At 62.6% G+C, this 22,162-nt stretch carries 30 protein-coding genes and 1 tRNA gene; 17 read left to right on the top strand and 14 right to left on the bottom strand.

Annotation, left to right across the window (positions count from 1 at the left end):
- Positions 1–22: 22 nt before the first annotated feature.
- Positions 23–826, bottom strand: a complete 804-nt coding sequence (locus ACLM42_RS02995) for a sterol desaturase family protein (RefSeq protein WP_415399676.1) — start codon at positions 824–826, stop codon at positions 23–25.
- A 224-nt stretch (positions 827–1,050) separates the two neighbouring features.
- Complete coding sequence (locus tag ACLM42_RS02990) at positions 1,051–1,587, bottom strand: hypothetical protein (protein ID WP_415399675.1); 537 nt, start codon at positions 1,585–1,587, stop codon at positions 1,051–1,053.
- A gap of 26 nt (positions 1,588–1,613) precedes the next feature.
- Between ACLM42_RS02990 and ACLM42_RS02985 the strand changes: the two genes are divergently transcribed.
- Both ACLM42_RS02985 and ACLM42_RS02980 read left to right on the top strand, forming a co-directional pair.
- Positions 1,614–2,045 carry a secondary thiamine-phosphate synthase enzyme YjbQ gene (locus ACLM42_RS02985; RefSeq protein WP_415399674.1) on the top strand — a complete coding sequence of 144 codons (432 nt, stop codon included), beginning with the start codon at positions 1,614–1,616 and terminating at the stop codon, positions 2,043–2,045.
- 26 nt (positions 2,046–2,071) lie between these two features.
- Complete coding sequence (locus ACLM42_RS02980; protein ID WP_247911403.1) at positions 2,072–2,368, top strand: hypothetical protein; 297 nt, start codon at positions 2,072–2,074, stop codon at positions 2,366–2,368.
- A gap of 6 nt (positions 2,369–2,374) precedes the next feature.
- Here ACLM42_RS02980 and ACLM42_RS02975 read toward each other — a convergent pair whose 3' ends face one another.
- Genes ACLM42_RS02975 through ACLM42_RS02965 form a run of 3 tightly spaced genes read right to left on the bottom strand, consistent with a single transcriptional unit; the run spans position 2,375 to position 3,829 of the window.
- Positions 2,375–2,713, bottom strand: a complete 339-nt coding sequence (locus ACLM42_RS02975) for a phenylpyruvate tautomerase MIF-related protein (protein ID WP_415399673.1) — start codon at positions 2,711–2,713, stop codon at positions 2,375–2,377.
- Positions 2,714–2,733: 20 nt separating this feature from the next.
- Entirely contained in the window at positions 2,734–3,189 is a 456-nt protein-coding gene (locus ACLM42_RS02970) for a hypothetical protein (protein ID WP_247911405.1), read from the bottom strand.
- Positions 3,170–3,829 (bottom strand): L,D-transpeptidase, encoded by a 660-nt coding sequence (locus tag ACLM42_RS02965; protein ID WP_415399672.1) that lies wholly within the window; start codon positions 3,827–3,829, stop codon positions 3,170–3,172. Before ACLM42_RS02965 ends, ACLM42_RS02970 begins: the two co-directional genes overlap by 20 nt.
- A 111-nt stretch (positions 3,830–3,940) precedes the next feature.
- Here ACLM42_RS02965 and ACLM42_RS02960 point away from each other — a divergent pair, with 111 nt between their 5' ends.
- Complete coding sequence (locus ACLM42_RS02960; protein ID WP_415399671.1) at positions 3,941–4,240, top strand: hypothetical protein; 300 nt, start codon at positions 3,941–3,943, stop codon at positions 4,238–4,240.
- A 139-nt stretch (positions 4,241–4,379) separates the two neighbouring features.
- The gene (locus tag ACLM42_RS02955) at positions 4,380–4,823 is read left to right on the top strand and encodes a hypothetical protein (protein ID WP_415399670.1); all 444 of its coding nucleotides are present in this window, start codon (positions 4,380–4,382) and stop codon (positions 4,821–4,823) included.
- A 1,811-nt stretch (positions 4,824–6,634) separates the two neighbouring features.
- Here the strand turns inward: ACLM42_RS02955 and ACLM42_RS02950 are convergent.
- The 3 genes from ACLM42_RS02950 to ACLM42_RS02940 all read right to left on the bottom strand — a co-directional run bounded on the left by ACLM42_RS02950 (position 6,635) and on the right by ACLM42_RS02940 (position 7,368).
- A complete protein-coding gene (locus tag ACLM42_RS02950) occupies positions 6,635–6,811 on the bottom strand; it encodes a hypothetical protein (RefSeq protein WP_247911409.1) in 177 nt (58 codons plus the stop codon).
- A gap of 59 nt (positions 6,812–6,870) precedes the next feature.
- Complete coding sequence (locus ACLM42_RS02945; RefSeq protein ID WP_247911410.1) at positions 6,871–7,146, bottom strand: hypothetical protein; 276 nt, start codon at positions 7,144–7,146, stop codon at positions 6,871–6,873.
- A 66-nt stretch (positions 7,147–7,212) separates the two neighbouring features.
- Positions 7,213–7,368, bottom strand: a complete 156-nt coding sequence (locus ACLM42_RS02940; RefSeq protein ID WP_247911411.1) for a hypothetical protein — start codon at positions 7,366–7,368, stop codon at positions 7,213–7,215.
- 376 nt (positions 7,369–7,744) lie between these two features.
- On the opposite strand from ACLM42_RS02940, the gene ACLM42_RS02935 reads away from it, so the two are divergent.
- The 3 genes from ACLM42_RS02935 (at position 7,745) to ACLM42_RS02925 (ending at position 10,536) form a co-directional block, all read left to right on the top strand.
- Complete coding sequence (locus ACLM42_RS02935) at positions 7,745–7,891, top strand: hypothetical protein (protein WP_247911412.1); 147 nt, start codon at positions 7,745–7,747, stop codon at positions 7,889–7,891.
- Between the two features lie 33 nt (positions 7,892–7,924).
- A complete protein-coding gene (locus ACLM42_RS02930) occupies positions 7,925–8,416 on the top strand; it encodes an MliC family protein (RefSeq protein WP_415399669.1) in 492 nt (163 codons plus the stop codon).
- A 713-nt stretch (positions 8,417–9,129) separates the two neighbouring features.
- Positions 9,130–10,536 (top strand): glycosyl hydrolase family 57, encoded by a 1,407-nt coding sequence (locus tag ACLM42_RS02925; protein WP_415399668.1) that lies wholly within the window; start codon positions 9,130–9,132, stop codon positions 10,534–10,536.
- On the opposite strand, the gene ACLM42_RS02920 is transcribed toward ACLM42_RS02925, so the two are convergent.
- Positions 10,533–10,688 carry a hypothetical protein gene (locus ACLM42_RS02920; protein WP_415399667.1) on the bottom strand — a complete coding sequence of 52 codons (156 nt, stop codon included), beginning with the start codon at positions 10,686–10,688 and terminating at the stop codon, positions 10,533–10,535. The genes ACLM42_RS02925 and ACLM42_RS02920 overlap by 4 nt on opposite strands.
- Positions 10,689–10,756: 68 nt before the next feature.
- Here ACLM42_RS02920 and ACLM42_RS02915 point away from each other — a divergent pair, with 68 nt between their 5' ends.
- Together ACLM42_RS02915 and ACLM42_RS02910 are read left to right on the top strand one after the other, a co-directional pair.
- Positions 10,757–11,365, top strand: coding sequence for a sigma factor (locus tag ACLM42_RS02915; RefSeq protein ID WP_247911416.1), 609 nt, complete (start codon positions 10,757–10,759; stop codon positions 11,363–11,365).
- A gap of 67 nt (positions 11,366–11,432) precedes the next feature.
- Complete coding sequence (locus tag ACLM42_RS02910; RefSeq protein ID WP_415399666.1) at positions 11,433–12,128, top strand: DNA-binding response regulator; 696 nt, start codon at positions 11,433–11,435, stop codon at positions 12,126–12,128.
- On the opposite strand, the gene ACLM42_RS02905 is transcribed toward ACLM42_RS02910, so the two are convergent.
- Complete coding sequence (locus ACLM42_RS02905) at positions 12,013–12,648, bottom strand: hypothetical protein (RefSeq protein WP_415399665.1); 636 nt, start codon at positions 12,646–12,648, stop codon at positions 12,013–12,015. The two genes, ACLM42_RS02910 and ACLM42_RS02905, sit on opposite strands and share 116 nt — an antisense overlap.
- Positions 12,649–12,661: 13 nt before the next feature.
- Here ACLM42_RS02905 and ACLM42_RS02900 point away from each other — a divergent pair, with 13 nt between their 5' ends.
- Together ACLM42_RS02900 and ACLM42_RS02895 are read left to right on the top strand one after the other, a co-directional pair.
- Entirely contained in the window at positions 12,662–13,081 is a 420-nt protein-coding gene (locus tag ACLM42_RS02900) for a sigma factor (RefSeq protein WP_415399664.1), read from the top strand.
- Between the two features lie 20 nt (positions 13,082–13,101).
- On the top strand, positions 13,102–13,413 hold the full coding sequence (locus ACLM42_RS02895; RefSeq protein WP_247911420.1) for a hypothetical protein: 312 nt from the start codon (positions 13,102–13,104) through the stop codon (positions 13,411–13,413).
- Here the strand turns inward: ACLM42_RS02895 and ACLM42_RS02890 are convergent.
- Positions 13,410–13,667, bottom strand: coding sequence for a hypothetical protein (locus ACLM42_RS02890; protein WP_415399663.1), 258 nt, complete (start codon positions 13,665–13,667; stop codon positions 13,410–13,412). The two genes, ACLM42_RS02895 and ACLM42_RS02890, sit on opposite strands and share 4 nt — an antisense overlap.
- A gap of 3 nt (positions 13,668–13,670) precedes the next feature.
- On the bottom strand, positions 13,671–14,813 hold the full coding sequence (locus ACLM42_RS02885) for a fatty acid desaturase (RefSeq protein ID WP_415399662.1): 1,143 nt from the start codon (positions 14,811–14,813) through the stop codon (positions 13,671–13,673).
- Between the two features lie 81 nt (positions 14,814–14,894).
- Between ACLM42_RS02885 and ACLM42_RS02880 the strand changes: the two genes are divergently transcribed.
- Together ACLM42_RS02880 and ACLM42_RS02875 are read left to right on the top strand one after the other, a co-directional pair.
- Positions 14,895–15,566, top strand: a complete 672-nt coding sequence (locus tag ACLM42_RS02880) for a hypothetical protein (RefSeq protein ID WP_415399661.1) — start codon at positions 14,895–14,897, stop codon at positions 15,564–15,566.
- Positions 15,566–16,135, top strand: a complete 570-nt coding sequence (locus tag ACLM42_RS02875; protein ID WP_415399660.1) for a PAP/fibrillin family protein — start codon at positions 15,566–15,568, stop codon at positions 16,133–16,135. The genes ACLM42_RS02880 and ACLM42_RS02875 overlap by 1 nt, the downstream gene beginning before the upstream one ends.
- Before the next feature lie 698 nt (positions 16,136–16,833).
- Here the strand turns inward: ACLM42_RS02875 and ACLM42_RS02870 are convergent.
- Positions 16,834–16,905 (bottom strand) — tRNA-Lys (locus ACLM42_RS02870).
- A 129-nt stretch (positions 16,906–17,034) separates the two neighbouring features.
- On the opposite strand from ACLM42_RS02870, the gene ACLM42_RS02865 reads away from it, so the two are divergent.
- From ACLM42_RS02865 to crtH, 4 genes are all read left to right on the top strand, one after another.
- Positions 17,035–17,553 (top strand): gamma carbonic anhydrase family protein, encoded by a 519-nt coding sequence (locus tag ACLM42_RS02865; RefSeq protein ID WP_247911425.1) that lies wholly within the window; start codon positions 17,035–17,037, stop codon positions 17,551–17,553.
- Between the two features lie 103 nt (positions 17,554–17,656).
- Complete coding sequence (locus tag ACLM42_RS02860) at positions 17,657–17,779, top strand: photosystem II protein Y (RefSeq protein ID WP_185187962.1); 123 nt, start codon at positions 17,657–17,659, stop codon at positions 17,777–17,779.
- 58 nt (positions 17,780–17,837) lie between these two features.
- Complete coding sequence (gene trmFO, locus ACLM42_RS02855) at positions 17,838–19,208, top strand: FADH(2)-oxidizing methylenetetrahydrofolate--tRNA-(uracil(54)-C(5))-methyltransferase TrmFO (protein WP_415399659.1); 1,371 nt, start codon at positions 17,838–17,840, stop codon at positions 19,206–19,208.
- 28 nt (positions 19,209–19,236) lie between these two features.
- Complete coding sequence (crtH, locus tag ACLM42_RS02850; protein WP_247911427.1) at positions 19,237–20,778, top strand: carotenoid isomerase; 1,542 nt, start codon at positions 19,237–19,239, stop codon at positions 20,776–20,778.
- Here crtH and ACLM42_RS02845 read toward each other — a convergent pair.
- The gene (locus ACLM42_RS02845; RefSeq protein ID WP_415399658.1) at positions 20,775–22,160 is read right to left on the bottom strand and encodes a glycoside hydrolase family 13 protein; all 1,386 of its coding nucleotides are present in this window, start codon (positions 22,158–22,160) and stop codon (positions 20,775–20,777) included. The two genes, crtH and ACLM42_RS02845, sit on opposite strands and share 4 nt — an antisense overlap.
- Between the last annotated feature and the right edge of the window lie 2 nt (positions 22,161–22,162).

Here is a 22,162-nt window from a genome sequence, read left to right as displayed (position 1 = left end):
GAAAAGCTCACCCGCAACCGACCTAAGACGGGAGATTGGACGATGCAGACCGCTTCTGGACAGCCTCGAGACGCAAGGCGTAGTCCTCGGCTTGCGTACGGAAGACGCGATCCCAGAACGTGAAGTAGAGGCCGTAGTGCAGCGTCTGTTTGCGATGGTGAATGCAATGGTGCAGTGGGCCGATGACCCAAGGACCAAGCCAGTGATGAGGGAAATCATCTGGCAAGGTTTCGGGAGAAATGTGATTAACAGCAGCCCAGACTGACATTGTCATCAAAAGAGCAAACAATGTCGCAGGGTGTAGCGGGATGATGACAACGATCGCGATCAGACAAATCGCATGAATGAGTGACTCAACCGGGTCAAACGCAAAGGACGTCCAGACAGAGGGCTGAGAGGAACGGTGATGCCCCTTGTGCGCCAAGCGGTAGAGAAAAGGACGATGCAGAACGCGATGAACAAAATAAAAGAAAGCATCCTGCAAAACAAGAGCACCGATGAAACTGGCCACATAGAAGAGCCAAGACACCGCACCCTCATTTTGGTAGATCTGCAGATATCTATGACCATCAAGCCGAATAAACAAGGCCATCACCAAAGCAAAGACCGCAGACGAGGAAAGACTGAGGCAAAGCTCGCTCGCTGTAGCCGACCTCTGCGGTAAAAGGCTTCGACTTGCCAATCCACTCAGGATGAGCGCAAGAAGGATATGACGACTTTGAATAATCGCAAAGATCACAATAAAATTAAAAATAAATCCACCGATATCACCATCCACTCCAAGAGCCGACGCAGGAGTCAAGAGCGCCACCACCAAGCAGGCCACGGTTTACTCAGGAGAGTATTGATGAACTCGGTTGCGGACGTTTTCTTGGCATCACTGCTCAGCTTTTGCCGCAGTTCTGCTTCAGGAAAAGCATCAACCAATCAGAGAGAAAGTCGGCTGGCACCACCAGAGCATCGCCCTCAAGTCGTGAGCAAGCGGACCTCATGAGGCGTTCAATCCAATCGGCCAGAGTGATGCCAAAGCGAGCTCTGATCCAGCAGGCTCTAGCTGCGGTAGGCCTCAATGAAGCTCTTACGCACCGCAGTGACCAACGTCTTGGGAACCACCAAACCTGAGAGCTGCAGGTACTGATCGAGAGCTGGCCCCAGCTGATCCTGCAGGGCCAGGCACTGCGCTGCCGAGAGGGCCAGCGCTTGTTGATAGAGGTCCTTGTTGGCCTTGCCGAGATGAAACAGCCGGCAGCCCTCATCGATCACTGCCGTCAGTTGCGGATCCCTGAGGCATTGGCTCTGGCTACCGGCGTAGGGGAGGGTGCGATTGCGGATCACCGAGCGCACCAGGGCAAAGGAGCGTTGGGCCAACTCCGGACCCACCCGATCAACGGCCTCGCGGCGCTCCTTGATCTGAATCAAGGCATTGACCAACTCCGCCACCTTGAAAAGCGCCAGACAGTGCCGCTGCTCATGAGAAAGCGCTTGAAGCTGAGCGAGATAGTCCGCGACGGACGCGAGAAACGCCTCGTCTTGATCAGCCAGGGCTGGGCAGGATCGCCAACGCTCCATCGCCCCTGCACCGCTCATGCTGACCGTAGCCAGAGGGGCCCGCGATGACCGTTGAACGTCTGCAGATTCCAACGCAAGAGTCCTTTCAGTGCATCGCGATCACCGAAGCACTGCAGCGCTTCATCGCCAAGCAAGGCGCCCAGAACGGGGCAGTGCTGATCAGCGGTCAGCACACCACGACAGCCGTGATCATCAACGAGCTGGAGGAGCGCCTGATCTGGGACCTGGAGGCTTGGCTCGCGGAGATCGCCCCAGCGAAGCGGCCTTGGAAACACAACGACCTCGAGCTCCGGCCGAACATCCCCGCCGATGAACCGCGCAACGCCCACGCACATCTGCAGGCCCTCCTGCTGGGCAACCAGGTGATGGTGGCCGTTCAAGACGGGAAGCCCGTGCTGGGTACCTATCAAGACGTGATCCTGGTGGAACTGGACGGGCCGCGTCAGCGAACGGTCGCCCTGCAATGGATTGCCTAGGGTCGGCGCCCGAACGCCCATCAGCCATGCCCAGCCGCGAACAGATCCTGGCCGCCTCCGCCGGCTGGGTGGCGGTGCTCTTGAACGTGGTCCCTGGCCTGGGGGCGGGCTACCTCTACCAGCGGCGCTGGAAGGCCTACTGGATCACCTCGGCCCTGGCCACGGCCTGGTTTGTCGCCGGAGCCGTGCTGGGACAGAACGCCGATCCCGCCGCCGAAGCGCAGAACCAACTGGTGGGCCTGATCGGCCTGCTGCTGCTGGCCGGCGGCACCGCCACCGAAGCCGGGCTGGCGGTCAAGAAGGTACGCGCGCAGCTGGACTGAGTTGGCTCAGCCAAAGGTGCTGCAGTTCCAGCCCCAGCTGCTGGCTTTGACATCCTCAAAGGCCACATAGATCCGCGTGGCAGGAATCCCGGTTCGTGCCTCGATCAGCTTGCAGAAGGCCGCGGTCATGGCCGGGGGCTTAAGGGCACCAATCGACTTGATCTCGACGTAGGCGCACGGCTCGGTGCTGCCCGCGAAGGTCATGGGCACCGCGGTCTCCAGCAGCGTCATCACATAGGCCTCCGGCTTACCGGTCTGCTGGGCCAAGGCCGCGGAGAGCTCCTGGAGCAGCCCAGCGGCATCGGCCAGCTCAGGCAACGACGTGCGGACGTTGATCAAGGGCATCGCAGCTCAGGGGCACTGCTTCAAATGTGCCACGACGATTTGGAGCGGCACCAGCGCCAGCTCTCGGCATTAATCAGCAGCCCCAGCAGCAACATCACTGCCATCAGCCACACCTGATCCGAGCGGGAATCAGGAATCAGGATGTCGACGAGGAAATGGGCAACGTTGGTCAAGGTGTAAACCACGCTCAGGCCGAACTGAAACCAGCGCCAGCGCCGCCAGCCGGGGGCACTGGAGGCGTAGCTGGTCAAGACATAGGCCCCAAGCGGAACGAGGAAGTAGAGCAACATCGCCCAGAACACCAGGGGTAGACGTTCGGGGGTGACATGGCTCTCAATCTCTGGCGAAAGGCCATGGAAGAGCGGCATCAAGCCCAAGTCGGTATGAAACAGCAGGCAGAGGAACCAGGCTGTCCAGAGGCTCCGCAGGCGCTGAGCGTGATCGATGTTCAGCGGCCTAGGGCGTGCAGGGGCCATCGGTTTTGACCTCAACTGCATCGCCGAGTTGCACCGAGGCGAGCATCGCCTTCAGGGTGGGTTCAGAGACGTTCAAGCAACCGCCGGTGACCTGTTCGCCTATGCGCTTTTCGTTGTTGCTGCCGTGGATCGCAAAGCTGTACCAGCGGAATTTGCCGTCGTAGGTGTTGAAGGCAAAGGGCTGCTTGACGCTATCGATCGGCTCCAGGCTGATGTAACCGATCCCGTATTCACCGATCTCGCCATCGCCCTTGAAGTCGATGGCGTTCATGTTCTTGAACAGGGTCTCCCTCAGCTCCGCCTTGCTCTTGCCGGACTGGGCGATCAGCTTGGGATCCATCTCAAAGCGATCGTTACTGAGGATCGCGTTGACCTTGAAGCGGCCCAGGGGGGTGTAGCCCTCTTCAAAGCGAGTTTTGGCGCAGGTCACCCCCAAGCGCCCGAAGCCCACCTGAAAGGTCGTGCGCTCATCACCGCGCACCATCACCCCCTGACTCTTGGCGGGAATCTTCTGATCCAGCTCAATCGTGATCGGAGCTGTCACCAGCGGCGCGCCGGTGGCACTGGTCTTGGGAGAGCCACCACAACCGCTTAAGGCCAGGGCCAGGGCGATCCCGGCCAGCGAGGTGAAACGTCGCATCCAGGACCAGGAGCACTACCTCCATGTTGGCGAGGGCTGCTGGATTTGCATGCACAAACCCTGGACGGCCGGGGCTCCTGGATTCAACATGAAGGCAGGCACCCTGAAGCGATGGACGACGCACTACTGGCCCTGGTGGAGGATCTGGGATCGGGGAACGTGCTCGATGCCGAAACCCTGGAGGGCTGCACGGTCGAGCCCCATGAGCTCGATGAGATGGATGAGGACCAGGCGGCCATCGTGGCGGCCCATGTCTTTGAGCAGCTTTTTGACCACGACGTCTCCCAGCAGCGCGGGGAATCCGCCGACCCCGATGAGGGGATCTGGAGCGGCACCGTGGATTCCTTCAAGTTCACGATCGAGCGTGATGACGCTGGCGATCTGGTGCTGAATTTCAGTGGCGGGGACTGAGGGCCATGGCCCAAGCCACCTGGGCGGTGAAGCTGATCGACAAAGGGCGGACCATCGCTGAACATCAGTACCCCGGCTACAAGGCCATGAGTGCCCAGCGGGCCTAGATCAGGATGCTTCAGATGCGCACGGGCCCGCGATGAACACCCCCGCCCCCGACTGGATGCCGGATGCCGCGAAAGGCACCTACCCAGGCTGGGTGCAGCGCAAAGCGGTGACGCTGGCGAAGCGCGATCAGAAACGCGGTGGCAAGGGCAACGTGCAGCAATACCGCCTGGCGATCCACGAAGCGGTGCTGGCCTCAGAGGGCCGCGACCACTGGACTGGGGAATGGCTCGCCTGGGAGCTGATCGGCACCTACGACAACCGGGAGGCCGCCACGGGCAAAGGCGAAAGCAAAAAGCGCTACGCGATGCTCCCCACCATTGATCAGCGCAGCAGCCAAGCAGAACCCGACTTCGTGATCTGCGCCTGGCGCACCAATGACGCCAAGCACGACATGACGCCCCAGGAGCTGTTGCAGTTCTGTTCTGCTGTGATCAAGCACAGCCCGAATTGGATGGGCTCAGGCACACCGGAATAAGGCGGTGCCGCTCAAACCCGCTTGACCTGGTGAGAGCCAGGCTTTCTCCAAGTTGTTGGCCAGAGTGATCCCAGTGGTTGATGAGCATCAAGGCAAGGCATGGGTGCTGCTGGCGCGAGCCAAGCGCCTCAGCCTCGAGGAGGGTGCTGATCAATCTGCTCGAGCACTGCTCCATCACGATCAACAAGGCGATAGATCCGACCCGTGACCCGTGCCTTCGCTAATGCGGTCAAATAAGCCTTGAAATGATTGCGTTTACTACCTTCAAGGTGCCAAGACTCTTCATTTGGGGCTCGGCTTTGGATCACAACAGCCATCACATTGCCGAAGGTTGGTGACTGAACCAACTCTCTCTTCGCTATTTGATTTGACCAAAAATCAGTTGATTCACTTTGGGATCAACCAGTCCGATCAGCCCCCCCCCAGAGAACGCCAAATGCGCTCTTGAACGCAGGGGGCTCAGTGAGAAGCCAATCAACATCACGGCGACGCATCACGCGCGACTGGAGAAAGCAAGCGCTAGCGCTAGCGGTAGCGGCCGGTGCCGAGCGAGACCTTTCAGTCCCCCATCTGTGGCGTGATCCCAAGAACTTTCTGTCGTTTTCACCCAAAGGGTTCTAACTGACCGACCTTGTGGCCCCACCTCCGAGACGGGCGTGTTCATCATCGAAAGACTCACCAGCAAGGGTTGGAGACAAACCGAGGAACATCCAGACCACGACCTTGCCCACTTGCACGCAAGGCTGAAGAACTTTGCAGACGGATCGACCTACAGGGTCATTGACCCAGACATGACCATGGTGTGCCTGTTTTCAGGCGGAGCGACGGAATGCTGGGCCATGGATCAGGCCACCGTTGCATAACCATGCCAAAAGACAGTGCAATGGCTTATGCGCAAATCACCCTCTCGCCGCTGACGAGATCCTGATAGCTCACTTCAGTCGTTCCGGATTGGACTGAATCCGACTTCAGACCAAGGCGGTAATAGCGCTTGGCTTGAGCCGACCAGAGATCGTCGTGAGATGGATCAGAGTGAATGCTGGGCTTTAGGCGTGGAATGTGCATACATCACGAACTGGAGGGTATAAGAACACAGATGCCAATGAGATTGTCGTTCCATTTGTTCTCGGATTGAGATGAACAACGGTTCGATATTCAAACGCTCAGTCGAGCCGATGCCCGTCATGGTGCATGACTGCAAGCCCTAGCAAGGGGGGTGACTCTTGTAAGAAGATCCTGAAAAACGTATCGCTCTAACGGGAGAAATACGTCACGAAGGAAGGATGGTCTCAGCTATCGCGTTATCCGGTTGAGGAGCTGGATCGTTGCGGACCAGCGCTCAACGTCTCTTGTGTTCAACTCAACCTTATCACCGGATCAAGCGCGCCACCCTCGGGCCCCACTGCAGGCCACTGATGCGAGCAAAGAGCCGTTAGGACCAATCGAGCGGTGAGGGCCTGATCAAACGTCTCAACCACGCACCGCGTTGGACATGGCCTCACTAGCTGCAACTGTGCTCAACACAGTTGTGTTGCAATAAGCCGGCTTGATAAACGGCTTTTTTATATCTGGTGGCAGACGGGGGCACTTCGCCAGCGACTGCTACCGAGCCGGAGAGGCCTCGATGCACTCCATCGTGCCGAAGGCTTCACCACAAGGCCTGATGCCATCGTCTTGCAAAAAAAACGCCGGTACTCCTACCGGCGGTGGAACATCCCGTACCCATGCCTTGCGTTCCACAAAGTCTGGCTACGGCTCCAAGCTAAGGACGATGGCGTGTACGTCAGAAGGCCTTAGCAGTTCTTAGGAACCTATTGAGGAGAGGCAATCGCAAGCTTGCGCTTGAGGTCCTCGTTCTCGTCCTCCAACTCCTGAATGCGTGCTTTGAGTTGATCCACCTCAGACGCTTTCACGCTCAAGGTTGTGATCGTGGCGTGATAGGTCGAGGGAATCTCCTTAATCCAGGAATCCAGATCGCTGTGTTGCATGGTTCAACGCCCTTGCTGGCCGCAAGCTACTGCTGCCATCGGCTCCCAGCCAGAACCTCTTAAACCGCGCTATCCACCAACTGATGGCGGCTGCTCACCAACTCACCGGTGCACTTCACCGGCAGCAGCTTGGAGTGACCACCGCTGTACCAAAGCTCCACCAAGGCCGCGCCTTTGATCTCGGGGTTAGCCCCAGCCAGCAACCAGAGCTCGTCATGCAGCACCTGGGTCTGATCCGGCATTCCCACGTACCAAGGGGCCTCGGGGTCAGCCGAAAGCTCCTCGTGGAGAAGCAACAGCGCCTCCAGAACGTCAGCAGCCAATTCAGGCGTCATGCCTCCATCCAGGCACAGCGCCTAGCCCTTAATCAAGCAGCAGAAGTACCAAGCTCTGGGCTGACTTCAGCGCCGCGGCATGCCCTCAGCGGGATGGAGGTGGCGCAGCAGCTCTGCCGGATGGCAATGGGACTGGCGCATCAGCTCCTCACGCCAGCTCCAGACCGCCTGCTGCACCGCAGGGCGGACATGGTGGGAACCAGAGCTGGACGTCGAATACATGGCCAATGGACGGGTGATGTCTTCAGGGTTGGGAGACCAACAGAAGTGAACTGTCCGCTCTGAACACCTGCGAAGAAATAGGTATTGATGCGCTCTCCCGTCAGGACAACGCGCATTCGCGAAGCAATCTCCCCATCAGTAGCAACGGAAACCAGATTCTGTGAACTGAGTTCAGATTGAACAAAAGAGGAGGGCTGCAGCGGTGACAGTGATGTCCATCACCACAAGACCTTCAGCCATGGAAATCCTTGCCGTCATCGCCATCGTCGGTGCAGCGTTCGGCGGTGCCGCTGCCATGACCAAGAAGTGAGGCGTTAACGCTCCAGAGGAAACCTGAACCCCCGGGGTATACCCGGGGGTTTTTCTTTGTCCGAGCGTGTTGTGGGCAGAACCGGCAGGCCTCTGCACAGTTGGACGGCAAGCCCATGCCGCAGGAACCATGCCCCGCTCGCGCTTGATCCTCCTGGCGCTCCTGGGCCTGGGGCATGTACTCCCCGCCCGGGCCGACAGCACCCTCGCCTAGTGCCAGCTCAGCCGCCATGACCACACCCTTGCGGTGGAGTCCGGCCCCTGTCAGTTCTCCCAACGCCAGGGCAACGTCAACGTCCTGATGGGCCAGCGCTGGGCCTTTCACTTCCCGGCCGATCAGCAGGGGCAGAGCTATCAGCGCAGCGCCAGTGTCCAGGGCCTGCGCTTCAACCGCGAGGGCGACTACACCTTGAGCGTCTTCTGGCGCAAACCGCTGCAGTGCCGCGGCAGCAAGGACGCCATCTCGGTGGCCTATCCGACAAGCGGCGCTGATCTCGCCATCGGCGATCAACACATCGCACTTGACCGCGCCCGCTCCGGCAGCGGCGCCCGCTACACCGCCCGCGGCGTGGAGCTCTGGGAGCACCAGGGCACCACCCGGATCGACTGGTTCGGGACGAAACTGAGCTGCGAGAGCAACCTCGCTCATCACCTGAGCCTGCCCAACGCAACGGACTACGCACTCCCATCACCAGTTGCGAGGACCTTGCCATCCACGAGGTTCTTCAAAGGCTCGTGAAGCTGTGGCAGCTGCACTGGACGCTTGAACCGCTCCTGGCGAATCCAAGCTCAAGACACCCAGGCAGAGCTAGACCAGAGACAGCCACGGAGAGGCTGATGGACCCACTCACCGACGGCATCCTGCTCGCGCTATTCATCACGGCGACTGTGGTGGCCGCTCATAAGACCAAACGGCCTGGGCCATCAGACACAAAACCGTCCTGCAAGGCCTTCTATCGGAGTGGCGACGACCACCCAATGCGTCATTGCTAATTCAAGGAATGACACAGCCAAAAGGCGCTTGAGATCACTCACTGTGATCGGCGGCGAGGGAAAGGCCGCCGTCCTTGTTGAGCAGGAGAAAGGTCACCGATCTCAAGCAACTCGACGTAATCCTTTGCGCTTGCGAAGTCTTCGCAATAGGCACAAAGACCATCGCGATTACAGGCATAAAAGATTTTCTCAGCGCTGCTCACACCTGGCACTGAATGAATCGTCGAGCCTCGAGCGGACCTGTATTCGAGCTTGGCCATAGGATCACCTCAAAGCTAGGAGCAAATACTTGACTTTCATCTTTTCTTAATTTTATCACTGGGGGCAAAAAATCTTGTCTTGATCAGAGATCCGGTCTTCTTTAGGCAATAGTTCTCATGGCTATTTGGCCTCTTCGCGGTGGAGCCGAGGGAAATCCACCGGAACACAGCAGCTCGGTCCAATCGTTCGAACTTCTCCATGAGCGCATCCATCAGGCCCCACCTCTGCGGCCGCGAAACCGAGATCCGCTCCGCCATGGCCGCCGGCGGTCCCTACTGGTCTGGGCAGTCGCCGTTGCAGCTCGATCAGCTGCGCTCGGGGTTTGCCTGCGCGCTGCACATGCATCAGCCGACCATCCCGGCCGGCCCCGATGGAGCGCTGATCTCCCACCTGCAGTACATGCTGGAGCACCCCGGCGAGGGGGATAACCACAACGCCGAACCCTTCGCGCACTGCTACCGGCGCCTGGCTGATCTGATCCCCCAACTGACCGAGCAGGGCTGCAGCCCGCGGATCATGCTCGACATCTCCGGAAATCTGCTCTGGGGGGCCGAGCAGATGGGCCGCAGCGACATCACCGAGGCCTGGCGTTACCTGGCCTGTGATCCCGAGATGCAACGGCACGTCGAGTGGCTCGGCAGCTTCTGGGGCCACGCCGTCGCCCCCTCCACGCCGATCCCGGATCTACAGCTGCAGATCGAGGCCTGGCAGCACCAGTTCGCCGCGGCCTTCGGCCTGGAGGCCCTGCAGCGGGTGCGCGGCTTCTCCCTACCGGAGATGGCCCTGCCCAATCACCCCGACACCCTCTTTGCACTGGTGGAAGCCCTGCAGCAGGCGGGGTACCGCTGGCTGCTGCTCCAGGAGCACAGCGTGGAGACCCTCACCGGCGAACCCCTGAGCGAAGCCCAGAAGTACCTGCCCAATCGCCTGATCGCCCGCAATGGACGGGGTGAGCGGCGGGAGATCACCGCCTTGATCAAGACCCAGGGCTCCGACACCAAGCTGGTCGGCCAGATGCAGCCCTACTACGAGGCGATCAGCCGCGATCGGCTCCCCTTGGGAGCCATCAGCGTGCCGTCCCTGGTCTCCCAGATCGCCGACGGTGAAAACGGGGGCGTGATGATGAACGAGTTCCCCCAGGCCTTCATCCAGGCCAACCAGCGCTGCGCCGGCGAGCCGGGGACTGCCGCCATCAACGGCAGCGAATTCCTGGAGCTGCTCGAGGCCCAAGGCTGCAAACCCGAGCACTACCCCACGATCCAGGCGGCCGGCCAGCAACAACTCCTCAGCGGCCTCGGAGAGCACTGGACGGGCGCTCAGCTGCAGGAGCGCATCGACGCCGGATGCAATGTCGAGGGGGCCTCCTGGACCAACGACCTCAGTTGGGTCAAGGGCTACGAGAGCGTTCTCGAGCCCATGGTGCAACTCAGCGCAGCCTTCCACCAGCGCTACCCAACACCCACGCCCGGTGACCCCGACTATCAGGAAGCCCTACTGCATGTATTGCTGCTTGAGACCAGCTGCTTTCGCTACTGGGGCCACGGCACCTGGACGGACTACGCCCAGGCGATTCACCGCCGCGGCCAGGAACTCCTCGGCCACTAGAGCCAGAGCGCTCCGATCAGCAGACCCATCAACAGACCCACGATCCAGGCCAACCAGGCCCCTTGGTATTCGGTTTTTAAGCCCAGCTTCTTCTTGATCCAGAAATAGGAACGCTCGTCGGCCTGAAGCAGCTGGCGGAATGGATTGTCCATAACCGATCTCTAGCCACGGCGCATCCGCGAAACAGCAGGGAACACTCCAGGTAGCTCCGGGAGTTCGCATGCATCCATCCGTGCGCCACTGGCTCTGGGTCAGCCGCCTGCATCCGCCCCTTCCCGAGCGCAGCGTGCTGGAGTTGGCGCGCATGATTCAACGCTGGCAGCAGCATCCAGGCGGGCCTGATCAGGCGCCCCCAGCGATTCGCAAGCGAGGACGACGGGCCAGGGATCAACTGGTGAGGCACAACCTGGCCCTGGTGGGATTCAGCTGGAGAAAACAACACAGCCAGCTCAGCGCAGACGATGCATCAACGGCCGATGCGCTGCAGGAAGGGGCCCTCAACCTGCTGAGGGCCGCTGAGAAATTTGATCCAGCCCGGGGCTATCGCTTCTCCACCTACGCCAGCTTCTGGATCCGCCGCGGATTGCTGCGTTTTTGCCAGCGCAGCCGCCGCAGTATTGCCTTCCCCCGCGATCAGGCCGCCCTGGTGCTCAAGGCCCAACAACTCAGCGAGGACAGCCTCCGGCGCAGGGGAATTCAGCCCAGCCTGAGCTGGCTTGCCGCCCAGCTGAGCACCGCGCAGAAACACATTCAGTCCAGTCAATTAGAAGCCTTGATCCGCAGCTGGAATGACACCCAGACCTGCACAATTAGGACCATAGCTTCCTAATCCAAAACCAAAGAAATAGACCCCAACGCGCCTCTAGCGCTAGAGAGCAGATGGCAATCCAGAGGCCGTGAATCCTGAGCAAACCCGCCAGCAGATTCAGGCTCTACAGCGGGCCATTGCCGAGCTGCAGCAGGGCTGGAGGATTGCCGTCTGCTCTGCCGATGAACGCCTGATTGGGATTGCGTCCCTGCTGCTCGAGGGCTGTGAGTTTGCGGCAGACTCCATCGCTGAACTACTCGCTCTTCCACTCCCCAGCCAGCACAACTTGCTGCTGATTTGTGATGATGAGCTGGCCGATGGCGGGGCCCTGGAGCTAATCGAGCGACTGCCCCAGGCCACGGTTCTGGTCTGCCTTGATGCCTCGATTGCGCAAGAGCGACTGAACCAGCTCTGGCGCAGTGGAGCGGCTGGTCTTTGTTGCCGCCAACACTGCGGCGGCGGCCGGCTGCTCCAGACGGTACTGATGCTGATGCGCGGACTGCAGTCTCTCGATCCCCTGCTGGGGGAGCGGCTGCGCGAACAACCCCCGCGGCTCATTCCCCTACGCAACAACGAGCAGCACCTGCTGGAGCTGCTCGCCCGGGGCTTCAACAGCCGGGAGATCGCGGCGCTGGAGCAACGCCGCAGCGACACGATCCGCCGTCAACTCAGCGCGCTGTACCGCAAAGTTGGCGTTCGTGACCAGCGCGCCTTGATCGCCTGGGGGCTCGGACACGGCCTTGTGCGCCCCCGCGACCTGGCCTGCCGCACACCAGATCACTGAGTTGCGGGGCCTCAAGAAGCGGCAACAGATCCAACAACTTGAACTGATCACTCCGGCTCGGGAGCCATCCCGCGAGGGATTGGCAATCCCCCAGAGGCACCGGACGGGGCAACGGCAACAGCCGCCCGAGCATCGGTAGCCAGAGATCCCCAGACCAGGGCTCAAAGCAGCTGATCTCAGCGATGGTGCTGATCGCCTCCGCCGCCGGACTCAATGCAGAGAGATAAAAAAGCGTTGGCAGCTTGTCCAGCGGCAGAGGCAAGGGCAGCCACATCCCCCGCTCGCAGGCGATGGCCATCGCCTGGCGGTGGTGGGCGGTCAAGAGCAATTGGGTGGCCATGGGTTCCGGGCTTTCTTTGCCGGTTCTGGCTTCCGCCATCTCCCCACCGCCGCCCACAACCGTGGCGCTTATGCGCACAGCTGTGGGGAGCTGATCTCCGTCACTGGGGTTTTCAGCCCTCAGGCTGCCCCGTTCTTTGGCCTTCTTTTGGCTTCTGTCGCCGCGGGTAGCCTCCCGCACCTGTTTTCACACCATGCGAACGCCCCTCACCCCAGAGCAACGCCGCTTTGCCAGCCAGCACCTGGGCCTGGCCCGTCAACAAGCCCACCGCTATGCCCGCCGCTGGGGCATGCCACTCGACGAGTTGCTCAGCCCGGCCTACGAAGGACTCTGCAAAGGCGCGGCCCAATTCGATTCCCGCAAGGGCTACCGCCCCTCCAGCTACCTGGTGAGCAAGGTCAAAGGGGAGCTCTTGCATCACCTGCGCGACACCGGCTTCGCGGTCCGCATCAGCCATCGCTACCGCGAGCTCTGGGTCAAGGCCCGCCGCTGGCTGGAACTGGACCTCGCCGATTCGGAAATCGCCATCCGCCTGGGGATCCCTCTGGCCCAATGGCTCGATTGCCGCCAGGCCTGCGGACTGCGTCCCATCCCTTTGGCCCCGGAACCCTAGGGGGCCTTCGCACTGAACCCTTGCGACTTCAAGACCTAACCCAACTGCTAACTGGACTGCTGCCCCTCTTCAGCCAGCGGCGCCCTGCCCCCAGTCCCCGCCGCCACTCCTTTGAAAAGGGGGACTGGCTGGCGGAACTCGAGCTGCTGCAACTCGCCCAGGAACTCAAAACCCTGGCCGATCAACGCGGCGGTTTTGAAGCGGAGCTCTTCGATCTGATGGTCTCCATTGCCGATGTCCTGGAGCTCGACCACGGCTGGCAGCGCAGCCAATCCAACCAATGGTTAGTTCGGATGGGGCTCTGGGAGGAGGACCTCTCCGCTGGGGCCTAGAGCCCCTCGCAGTGCTGAACAGCCTTCAGGTAAATGAGCTTGCCCGGTCCCTGCTGACCCTTGAGGTTGCTGGCGCTGCGCAGGCTCACCTGGACATCGATACAGCGGTTGTAGCGATGGGTCTTCACCGCCTGGGGCACCTGCAGCAGCGCAATCGCCAGCAGGCTGAAGCTGGCGACGGCCGCGAACACCGGGTAGGCGTGGGCCCGCACCAGCTCGCGGGTGCTGAGCTGCCGTCCGTTGTGATCAGCCATGGCTCAGAAATAAAAGGCCCCATCCACCGGGGATTGCCGCACCGCACTACAGCGGGTCGCCACCCGCCAAAGAGCTCGATGAATCGGGGTGGGGTCAAAGCGCACCAGCTCGGGGTAGCGCTGCCGCAGCAGAGCCGTACCGCGCCAAGCGTTGTAGTGCGGGATCGCGGAGTTCACGTGATGGCAGACATGGGTCGAGCCAATCCCATGGTGCAGCAGGTTGATCAGCGGGCCATAGGGCCGATCGACGGTTTGCAGGGCACCTTTAACCCAGGTCCAGTGCTGAGAGTCGTAGTGGGGAATCTCCACATCGGTGTGCTGAAGCCAGGTGTAGACCACCAGCCAGCCATTCACCACGAGATAAGGCAGGCCATAGACGGCCAGCACCCGCAGGGGTGAGAACTGAATGGCGGCCAGCACCAAGCCCGCCAGCACCACCAGCAGACCGACATTCGATCGCACCATCCAACGGCGGAAGGCTGTCGGGAAGAGCGGGCGCTGCAAGGGAACGCCCTGGGCCGGCATCCGGAAGTGGGAGACGGGCCGGCCGTAGGCCTCACCGCCGGTGACGCCCATCAGCAGATACAGGGGCCAGCCGAGCACCACGTGGTTGAACAGGGAGACCCAACCCGAGAGCCGGCGGCCGAGTTTCCGTCGTAGTGCCTGCGTGAATTGCCCGGAGCGCGAGGTTGCCCGAGGAGGGACGTGGGTTTGACCACGCTCCAGCTCATTGCAGTAGGCGTGATGCACCGCATGACTACGGGCCCAGCAGTAGTAGGGAACAAGGAGCAGGCTGTGCAAGACAAACCCCACAACCCCCTCGACCCGGCGATTGGGATGGAAGGCGTTGTGACCGCATTCATGGGCAAGCACCCAACAGCCCATGGCCACAGTCCCAGTGACCATCCCGTAGACCAGCCAAAGCGGCAAGAAAGCCCAACTCAGGGGAATCAAGGTCCCGAGCCCGTAGGCAAAAAGGGACAGGCCCAGGGAGAGCGCCAAGCTGCCCCAGGATTTCAGCGGGTCATGGCGCAGCAACTCCTCAGGCAGGCAGCTGAGCACCTCCGCCTTGCTGGGGAACTCTTGTTGGGCGGCCCTGATCGGCCGGAGAGAGGGGGAAGAAACGGCCGCTGTCAAACGGACCACCGGGGCAAAAAGGACAAAACGCGCTACGGATTTGCTTAAGAATCTATGGAGTGATGGGCCGCTCTCGTCAGAATGCCTGCCATGGCCCATCCCCTGGTGTTCCTCATCGCTCCGCTGGCGCTGCTGCCCGAAGGAGAGACCACCTGGGCTGATCTCGTTTCCATTCAGCATCAGGGTCCCAGCACGGGGTTTTCCCTGCGCCTGTTCACCGCAGGCGAGACCAGCAACGAGGCCCTGGCCGATCTGCCCTGGGACGGCCAGCTGGACCCCGGTAGCGGCGGATCGCTTCGGCGTCTGATCTGTGATGCGGAGATCCCTTGCTTTGACCCCCAGGGCAACGCCATCGGGATCTACCAGCGGAGCTCGGATCCGGACGCCCTCCACTGCATCGACCGCTTCTCACTGCTGGAGGCGGTCAATGAAACCTGCTGGTTCTATCCCACCCACGACGGTCGCTTCCTCAGCTGGGAGCGGGATCTGACCCTCACCCTGGAACCCGGCGTCGTGGCCAGCGAGGGGGCCAGCGCAGTGCCTAAGGACTATGAGCGCAGCCAGCTCGCCCTGCTTTGGAGCCTCCTGGCCGATGACCAGAGCCTGACCTGCGTTGGGCTCACCTACGGCGGGCAACGCATTGAGTGGGGGCAGCTCCAGGGACGCCCCGATTCCAAAGCCAACTGGCGTGCCTTCAGCGTCGACACCCAAGCCGAGGTCAGCCTGACGGTCCACGCCCGCCTACAGGTTCTAGAGGCCTGATGGCGAAGGACAAGCCCCCCGAGCGCAGTGAACTGCTTGAGATCCTGCGGCAGCAACCCAGGGGCAGTGCCAACCGGCAGCGCCAGCAAGTCGAAGCCCTGATTGAAGCCCTGGAGCGCGACCAGCCGGCCGATCTATCGGACCCCATCACCCTGCAGCAGCTCGAAGGGGTCTGGGAATTGCGTTGGAGCAGCAGCCAGCAGCCCTATCTATCGGTCGCTCCTTGGCTGGAGAACCTCCAGGGCCTGGCGCCATCCCAGGGACGGGGGGTGAATCTGCTTCGCCTAGTCGGCCCCCTCGCCTCCATCGCGGGGATCGCCGTCGAAGCCGAAATCGCCCTGGACCCAGGCCAGTCGCAGAGGGTGCGCGTGAGCTTTCGCCGCGGTGGCTGGGTTGGCCCAAGCCTTGGGGGCAAGCGTTTGCAGTGGCTCCAGAACGTCAAGCAGTCTTTCCCCGCCTGGCTCGACATCACCGTCGTCGATCAGGACCTACGGATCTGCCGCGGCAATGCCGGAACGGTCTTTGCCCTCCTGCGACGGCCGGATCTCGAGCTCGATCAACTGCTCTAGGCGGCCACCAAAAACCCCCGTACCAAATGGCCGGGGGTCTTGGATGCAGATTCTGTGAAGCGGCTGGTGTGGCGCCTGGGGCCAGAGAGTCCAGGTGTGGGGCTGGTTTCTCCTGGGGCACCTGAGGCGGTGCAGATGGAGTGTCGACGGCTCAGACGTCCCTAATCAGTGTCCGGTCCGACGACCTGCCCTACGGATGGGTGAAGACTGTTGGAGCAGGGGCCTTGGGTCAGCGAGCTTCTGCTGCTAGCGAGGTGGCGTGTCGTCCATGGGGACGCCTCCGGGTTCGATGGACACAGCATCACCGCGGGATCCATCCTGGGCAATCAGCCATTCGACCCATTGCCTCACGATCCCAAGGGGCGCAGGCTGGATGGTTGGCCAGGACCCAGCAAGAGCGCGTCTCACATTGGTCCTGAGAGACCCTTTACAATTCGTAAGAGGTTTCTCGAGGCGGGCTGGTGCTCGCTTTTTTTGTGTCCTGTGCTTTTGGCAGCCAAGCCGGCATTGGAGGAGGCCTAGAACGGATTCAGGCGTAACAGGCCCTGTACTTGGCACCAACCTTGTCCCTACTGGCTGGCTTCTGCCTGCTGGGCTTCGCCTTGCTGGAGCTGGTCTTCAGCTGGCTGAGCTAAGGGGAAGACACAAAAAAGCTCGACCGTCTCGGCTGCTGCCAGAACGATCGAGCGATTCAAAAATGGGTCGTCTCAGATTCGAACTGAGGACCAATCGGTTAAAAGCCGAGTGCTCTACCGCTGAGCTAACGACCCTCCGAACGCAGGTTAGACACCGTCGTTTGGGGGCGCCCATCACTGGGCACCGAGTGAAGGTATCACCCGGAGGGTCCCGCCTTCAAACCCCCCGAGAATGGCGGCTAACGCGTCGTTTGCAGCAAGCCCATGGCCAGCGCTCCGTGGCCCCAGCCATCCGTCCATCCCGATGCCTGGGTTGCGGAGAGCGCCGTGCTGATTGGGGACGTCCAACTGGGTGCTGGCGCCAGTCTCTGGCCCACCGCGGTGGCCCGCGCTGATGTCTGCCCGATCGTTATCGGAGAAGGCAGCAATGTCCAGGATGGGGCCGTGCTCCATGGGGATCCGGGTCAACCGGTGCTCATCGGAGCTGACGTCACCATCGGCCATCGGGCCGTGGTCCATGGGGCCACCCTCGAAGACGGCTGCCTGATCGGCATCGGAGCGGTCGTCCTCAACGGAGTCACCGTTGGAGAGGGAGCCCTGGTCGCGGCGGGCTCGGTGGTAACCAAAGACGTGCCAGCCCGGGCGCTGGTCATGGGTGCTCCAGCCCAGGTCAAACGCGAGCTCTCCGAGGAGAAGGCCGCCGAGCAGCGGGAGCACGCCCGGCGCTACCGCCAACTGGCCATGGCCCACGCCGGCCGCTCCACGGACCTGGGCTTCCACTAACCCATAACCATTCAATTACTGCGAAATCGATCAGCACCTCAGAGCATCAGCCTTGGACGGAGCAGAAGTTCGTAAGATCAAGTCACTCCTTTTGCCCCCAGTCATGGACGCACGGCTCCTGCTTGTTGTGACCCCGATCCTTCTGGCCGCCAGCTGGGCTGTCTTCAACATCGGCCGCGCCGCCGTGGGCCAACTGCAGATGATGCTCAAGCGCGCCAACGGCTAAGGGCAAGCGCCCACCCGCCGGCTCCTAGCCTGATCAATTCAGGCGGAGCCGGTTTCGCGTGTCTCAATCCAGCTCCCAATCCGTCTTGGTGATCGGGGCGGGCCTGGCCGGAACCGAGGCCGCTTGGCAGATCGCCCGGGCCGGCATCCAGGTGCGGCTGGTGGAAATGCGGCCCGTGCGCCGCTCCCCCGCCCACCACAGCAGCGAATTTGCCGAGCTGGTCTGCAGCAACAGCTTCGGTGCCCTCAGCAGTGATCGAGCCGCGGGCCTGCTGCAGGAGGAGCTGCGCCGCCTCGGCTCGCTGGTGATTGGGACCGCAGACAAGCATTCCGTCCCCGCCGGCGGCGCCCTGGCGGTCGACCGCGGCCGCTACAGCGCCGCCCTGACCGAAACCCTCGAGCAGCACCCCCTGGTGACGGTGGTGCGCGACGAGCAGCTGGCGCTACCGGGACCAGAGCAAATCACGGTGCTGGCCACCGGCCCCCTCACTAGCGAACCCCTGGCAGAAGACCTGCGAGCCTTCACCGGCCGAGGCGATTGCCATTTCTTTGACGCCGCCAGTCCGATCGTCGAGGGCGAGAGCATCGACCTCTCCATCGCCTTCCGGGCCTCCCGCTACGACAAGGGAGACGCCGACTACATCAACTGTCCGATGGACAAGGAGCAGTTCCTCGCTTTCCGCGAGGCCCTGCTGGCCGCCGAGCAGGCCGAACTCAAGGATTTCGAGAAGGAAAACGCCACCTTCTTCGAGGGCTGCCTGCCGATTGAGGAACTCGCCCGCCGCGGCGAGGACACGATGCGCTACGGCCCCCTCAAGCCCATCGGCCTCTGGGATCCCCGTTGGGGGGATGTCAATGACCGCGACGTGCGCCGAGCCAAGCGCGCCTATGCCGTAGTGCAGTTGCGCCAGGAGGACAAGGACGGGCGCCTGTGGAACCTGGTGGGCTTCCAGACCAACCTCAAGTGGGGGGAGCAGAAGCGGGTGCTGCGGATGATCCCCGGATTAGAGAACGCCGAGTTCGTGCGCTTCGGGGTGATGCACCGCAACACCTTCCTCGAGGCGCCCCAGCTGCTGGATCCCACCCTGCAGTTCCGAACGCGCCCCACCCTGCTGGCCGCCGGGCAGATCACCGGCACCGAGGGCTACGCCGCGGCCGTCGCCGGCGGCTGGCTGGCCGGCACCAACGCCGCCCGCCTGGCACGCGGCCAGGAACCGCTTCAGCTGCCCCACACCACCATGAGCGGTGCCCTGACCCACTTCATCGCCGAGGCCCCCAGCGAGAAGTTCCAGCCGATGCCCCCTAACTTCGGCCTGCTGCCGGAGCTACCCGAGCGAATCCGCGATAAGCGACGCCGCTACGGGGCCTACCGCGACCGGGCCCTGAGCGATCTGGCCCCCTTCTGCGAGCAGACCCCGCTCGCCGCCTAGGGTTCGACCTGCTTCGGAAGACCCTGCCGTGACCAAGCCCTCCTGGGACGTGATCGTGATCGGCTCGGGCATCGGCGGCCTGGTCACGGCCTCCCAGCTGGCGGCCAAAGGCGCCAAGACCCTGGTGCTGGAGCGCTATTTGATACCCGGGGGATCCGGAGGCAGCTTCCGCCGCGAGGGCTACACCTTTGATGTGGGTGCCTCGATGATCTTTGGCTTCGGGGAGAAGGGGCACACGAACCTGCTCACCCGAGCCCTGGCCGATGTGGGCCAGCACTGCCAGACGGTCCCCGATCCAGTCCAGCTCGAATACCACCTGCCGGGTGGCCTGAACGTCGCCGTCGACCGGGACTACGAAGCCTTCATCGCCCGCCTCACGGGACTCTTCCCCCACGAAGCCCAGGGCATCCGCGCCTTCTATGACACCTGCTGGCAGGTGTTCAACTGCCTCGATGCGATGCCGCTGCTGTCGCTCGAGGACCCGGCCTATCTGGCAAAGGTCTTCTTCAAGGCCCCCCTGGCCTGCCTCGGGCTGGCCCGCTGGCTGCCCTTCAACGTCGGCGATGTGGCCCGCAAACACATCCAGGACGAGCAGCTGCTGAAGCTGATCGATATGGAGTGTTTCTGCTGGAGCGTGATGCCCGCAGACCTCACGCCGATGATTAACGCCGGAATGGTCTTCTCCGATCGCCATGCCGGCGGCATCAACTACCCCAAAGGAGGCGTGGGGGTGATCGCCGAGAAGTTGGTGGCAGGCCTGGAGAGCCACGGCGGCGCGATCCGCTACAAGGCCCGGGTCACCGAGGTGCTGATCGAGAACGGCCAGGCCACCGGCGTGAAACTCGCAGACGGCGAGACGATCCAGGCCCGCCGCGTGGTGAGCAACGCCACCCGCTGGGACACCTTTGCGGGCAAAGGTTCGGTGCGCCAACCGCTGGTGGATGCCGCCCACACCCCCAAGGCCGAATCCACCTGGCGCCGGCGCTACAAGCCCTCCCCCTCCTTCCTCTCCCTGCACCTCGGGGTGGAGGCCTCGGTGATCCCCGAGGGCTTCCACTGCCACCACCTGCTGCTGGAGGACTGGGCGGCGATGGAGGACGAGCAGGGGGTGATCTTCGTCTCGATCCCCACCCTGTTGGATCCCTCCCTGGCGCCGGAAGGGCGGCACATCGTCCATAGCTTCACCCCAAGCGACATCCAGGCCTGGAAGCAGCTGAGCCCCAGCGCCTACAAGGCCAAGAAGGCCGCCGATGCCGCTCGCCTGGTGCAGCGCCTCGAAGCCATCCTCCCGGGCCTGGGCGGCGCGATCCGCCACCAGGAGATCGGCACCCCCCGCACCCACCGCCGCTTCCTGGGACGCATGGGCGGCAGCTATGGCCCGATCCCGGCCCTGCGCCTGCCTGGCCTGCTGCCGATGCCCTTCAACCGCACCGGCTTGCAGAACCTCTACTGCGTGGGCGATTCCTGCTTCCCGGGTCAGGGCCTGAACGCCGTGGCCTTCAGCGGCTTTGCCTGCGCCCACCGCATCGGCGCGGACCTCGGCCTGAACCCCTGGGCTCTGCCGGATTAGGCCAAGAGCACCCAGTCCTGGGGCCCCAGCCGGCTGCCGTCAGGGAGTGCCAAGTCTGAGTCCCGGCTGCGATTCAGCACGAGCCGCCGCTGATCGGCCCCTGTTCCCCGGATGAGCACCAGCGCGTCCTCCCCGAGGGGCTCGAGTTCCAGGTCAGCCGAGCGAAGGGCGAGATGATCTCGACGCAACTGGGCGAGTGCCGCGATGAAGGCACTCAGCTCCAGGGGTCGGTTCTTCCAGGGGAAGGCTTCGCGGCAGGCCGGCTCCTCCCCGCCGCAGAGACCGGCTTCAGTGCCGTAATAGATCGAGGGCGCTCCGGGTAAGGCAAAGAGCAGCGCGAGGGCCAGCCTCAAGGCGCCCACATCTCCCTGGAGCATGTGCAGGGCCCGGGGGACGTCGTGGCTATCGAGCAGGTTGAGCTGGGCGCAGTTGACCTCGGGCCGATACCAACCCAGGGTCTCGAGCAGCAGCGCCCGATAGCCGACCGTCGTTAGGCATTGGTAGGGAATCGACTCCCGCCGGTGTCCCTTAGCGAGGGCTCCAGCCGCCACCCAGCCCAGAGTGCCCCAGGCGATCCGGTAGTTCATCACCCCATCAAAGTGCTGGCCGCCAAGCCACTGGCGCGCCTCACCCCAGATCTCACCGACGATCCAGGCCTCGGGGTTGGCCCCGCGCACCTCCCGCCGGAAGGCCTCCCAGAAGCTCGGCTCGACCTCATCGGGAACATCGAGGCGCCATCCATCGATCCCCCGCTCGATCCAGTGGCGACCGACCGCCAGCAGATGCGCTTGAACCTGGGGATGGGCGTGGTTGAACTTCGGCAGGGCCGGGTCGCTCCACCAGGCGTGGTAACCGCAGAACTCCCCCGGCGCCGGATAGGCCTTCAGCGGCCAGTGCTCGGTAATGAACCAGTCGCGGTAGGGCGAGGCCTGGCCGTTCTCCAGCAGGTGATGAAACGCCCAGAAGCCGCGGCCACAGTGGTTGAAGACCCCATCGAGCAGCAGCCGCATCCCCCGGCGTTTGAGCTCCGCCAAGAGCGCTTCAAAGGCCGGCTCGCCGCCCAGCAGCGGATCGACCTGGAAGTAGTCGTAGGCGTGGTAGCGGTGATTGGCGGCCGAGCTGAAGATCGGATTGAGATAGAGGCAGCTCACCCCCAGGCCCTGGAGGTGATCGAGCCGGTCCAGCACGCCCCAGAGATCACCCCCTTGAAAGTGGTGCTGGTCAGGGGGACTACCCCAGGGCGCCAGCAGCAGGTCGTCCTGCTGGGGCGCTCGCCCACTGCGGCAGAAGCGATCCGGAAAGATCTGATAGACAACGGCATCCGCTGCCCAGGCTGGGGGCAGACAGAAACCCGAACTCGCAGCAGCTGACACCACTTCCATAG

It is taken from the genome of Synechococcus sp. W4D4, from assembly GCF_047716805.1.
Lineage (GTDB): Bacteria > Cyanobacteriota > Cyanobacteriia > PCC-6307 > Cyanobiaceae > Vulcanococcus.
The sequence above is the reverse complement of the archived record's forward strand: the minus strand, read 5'-3'. Positions and strand labels throughout refer to the sequence as shown.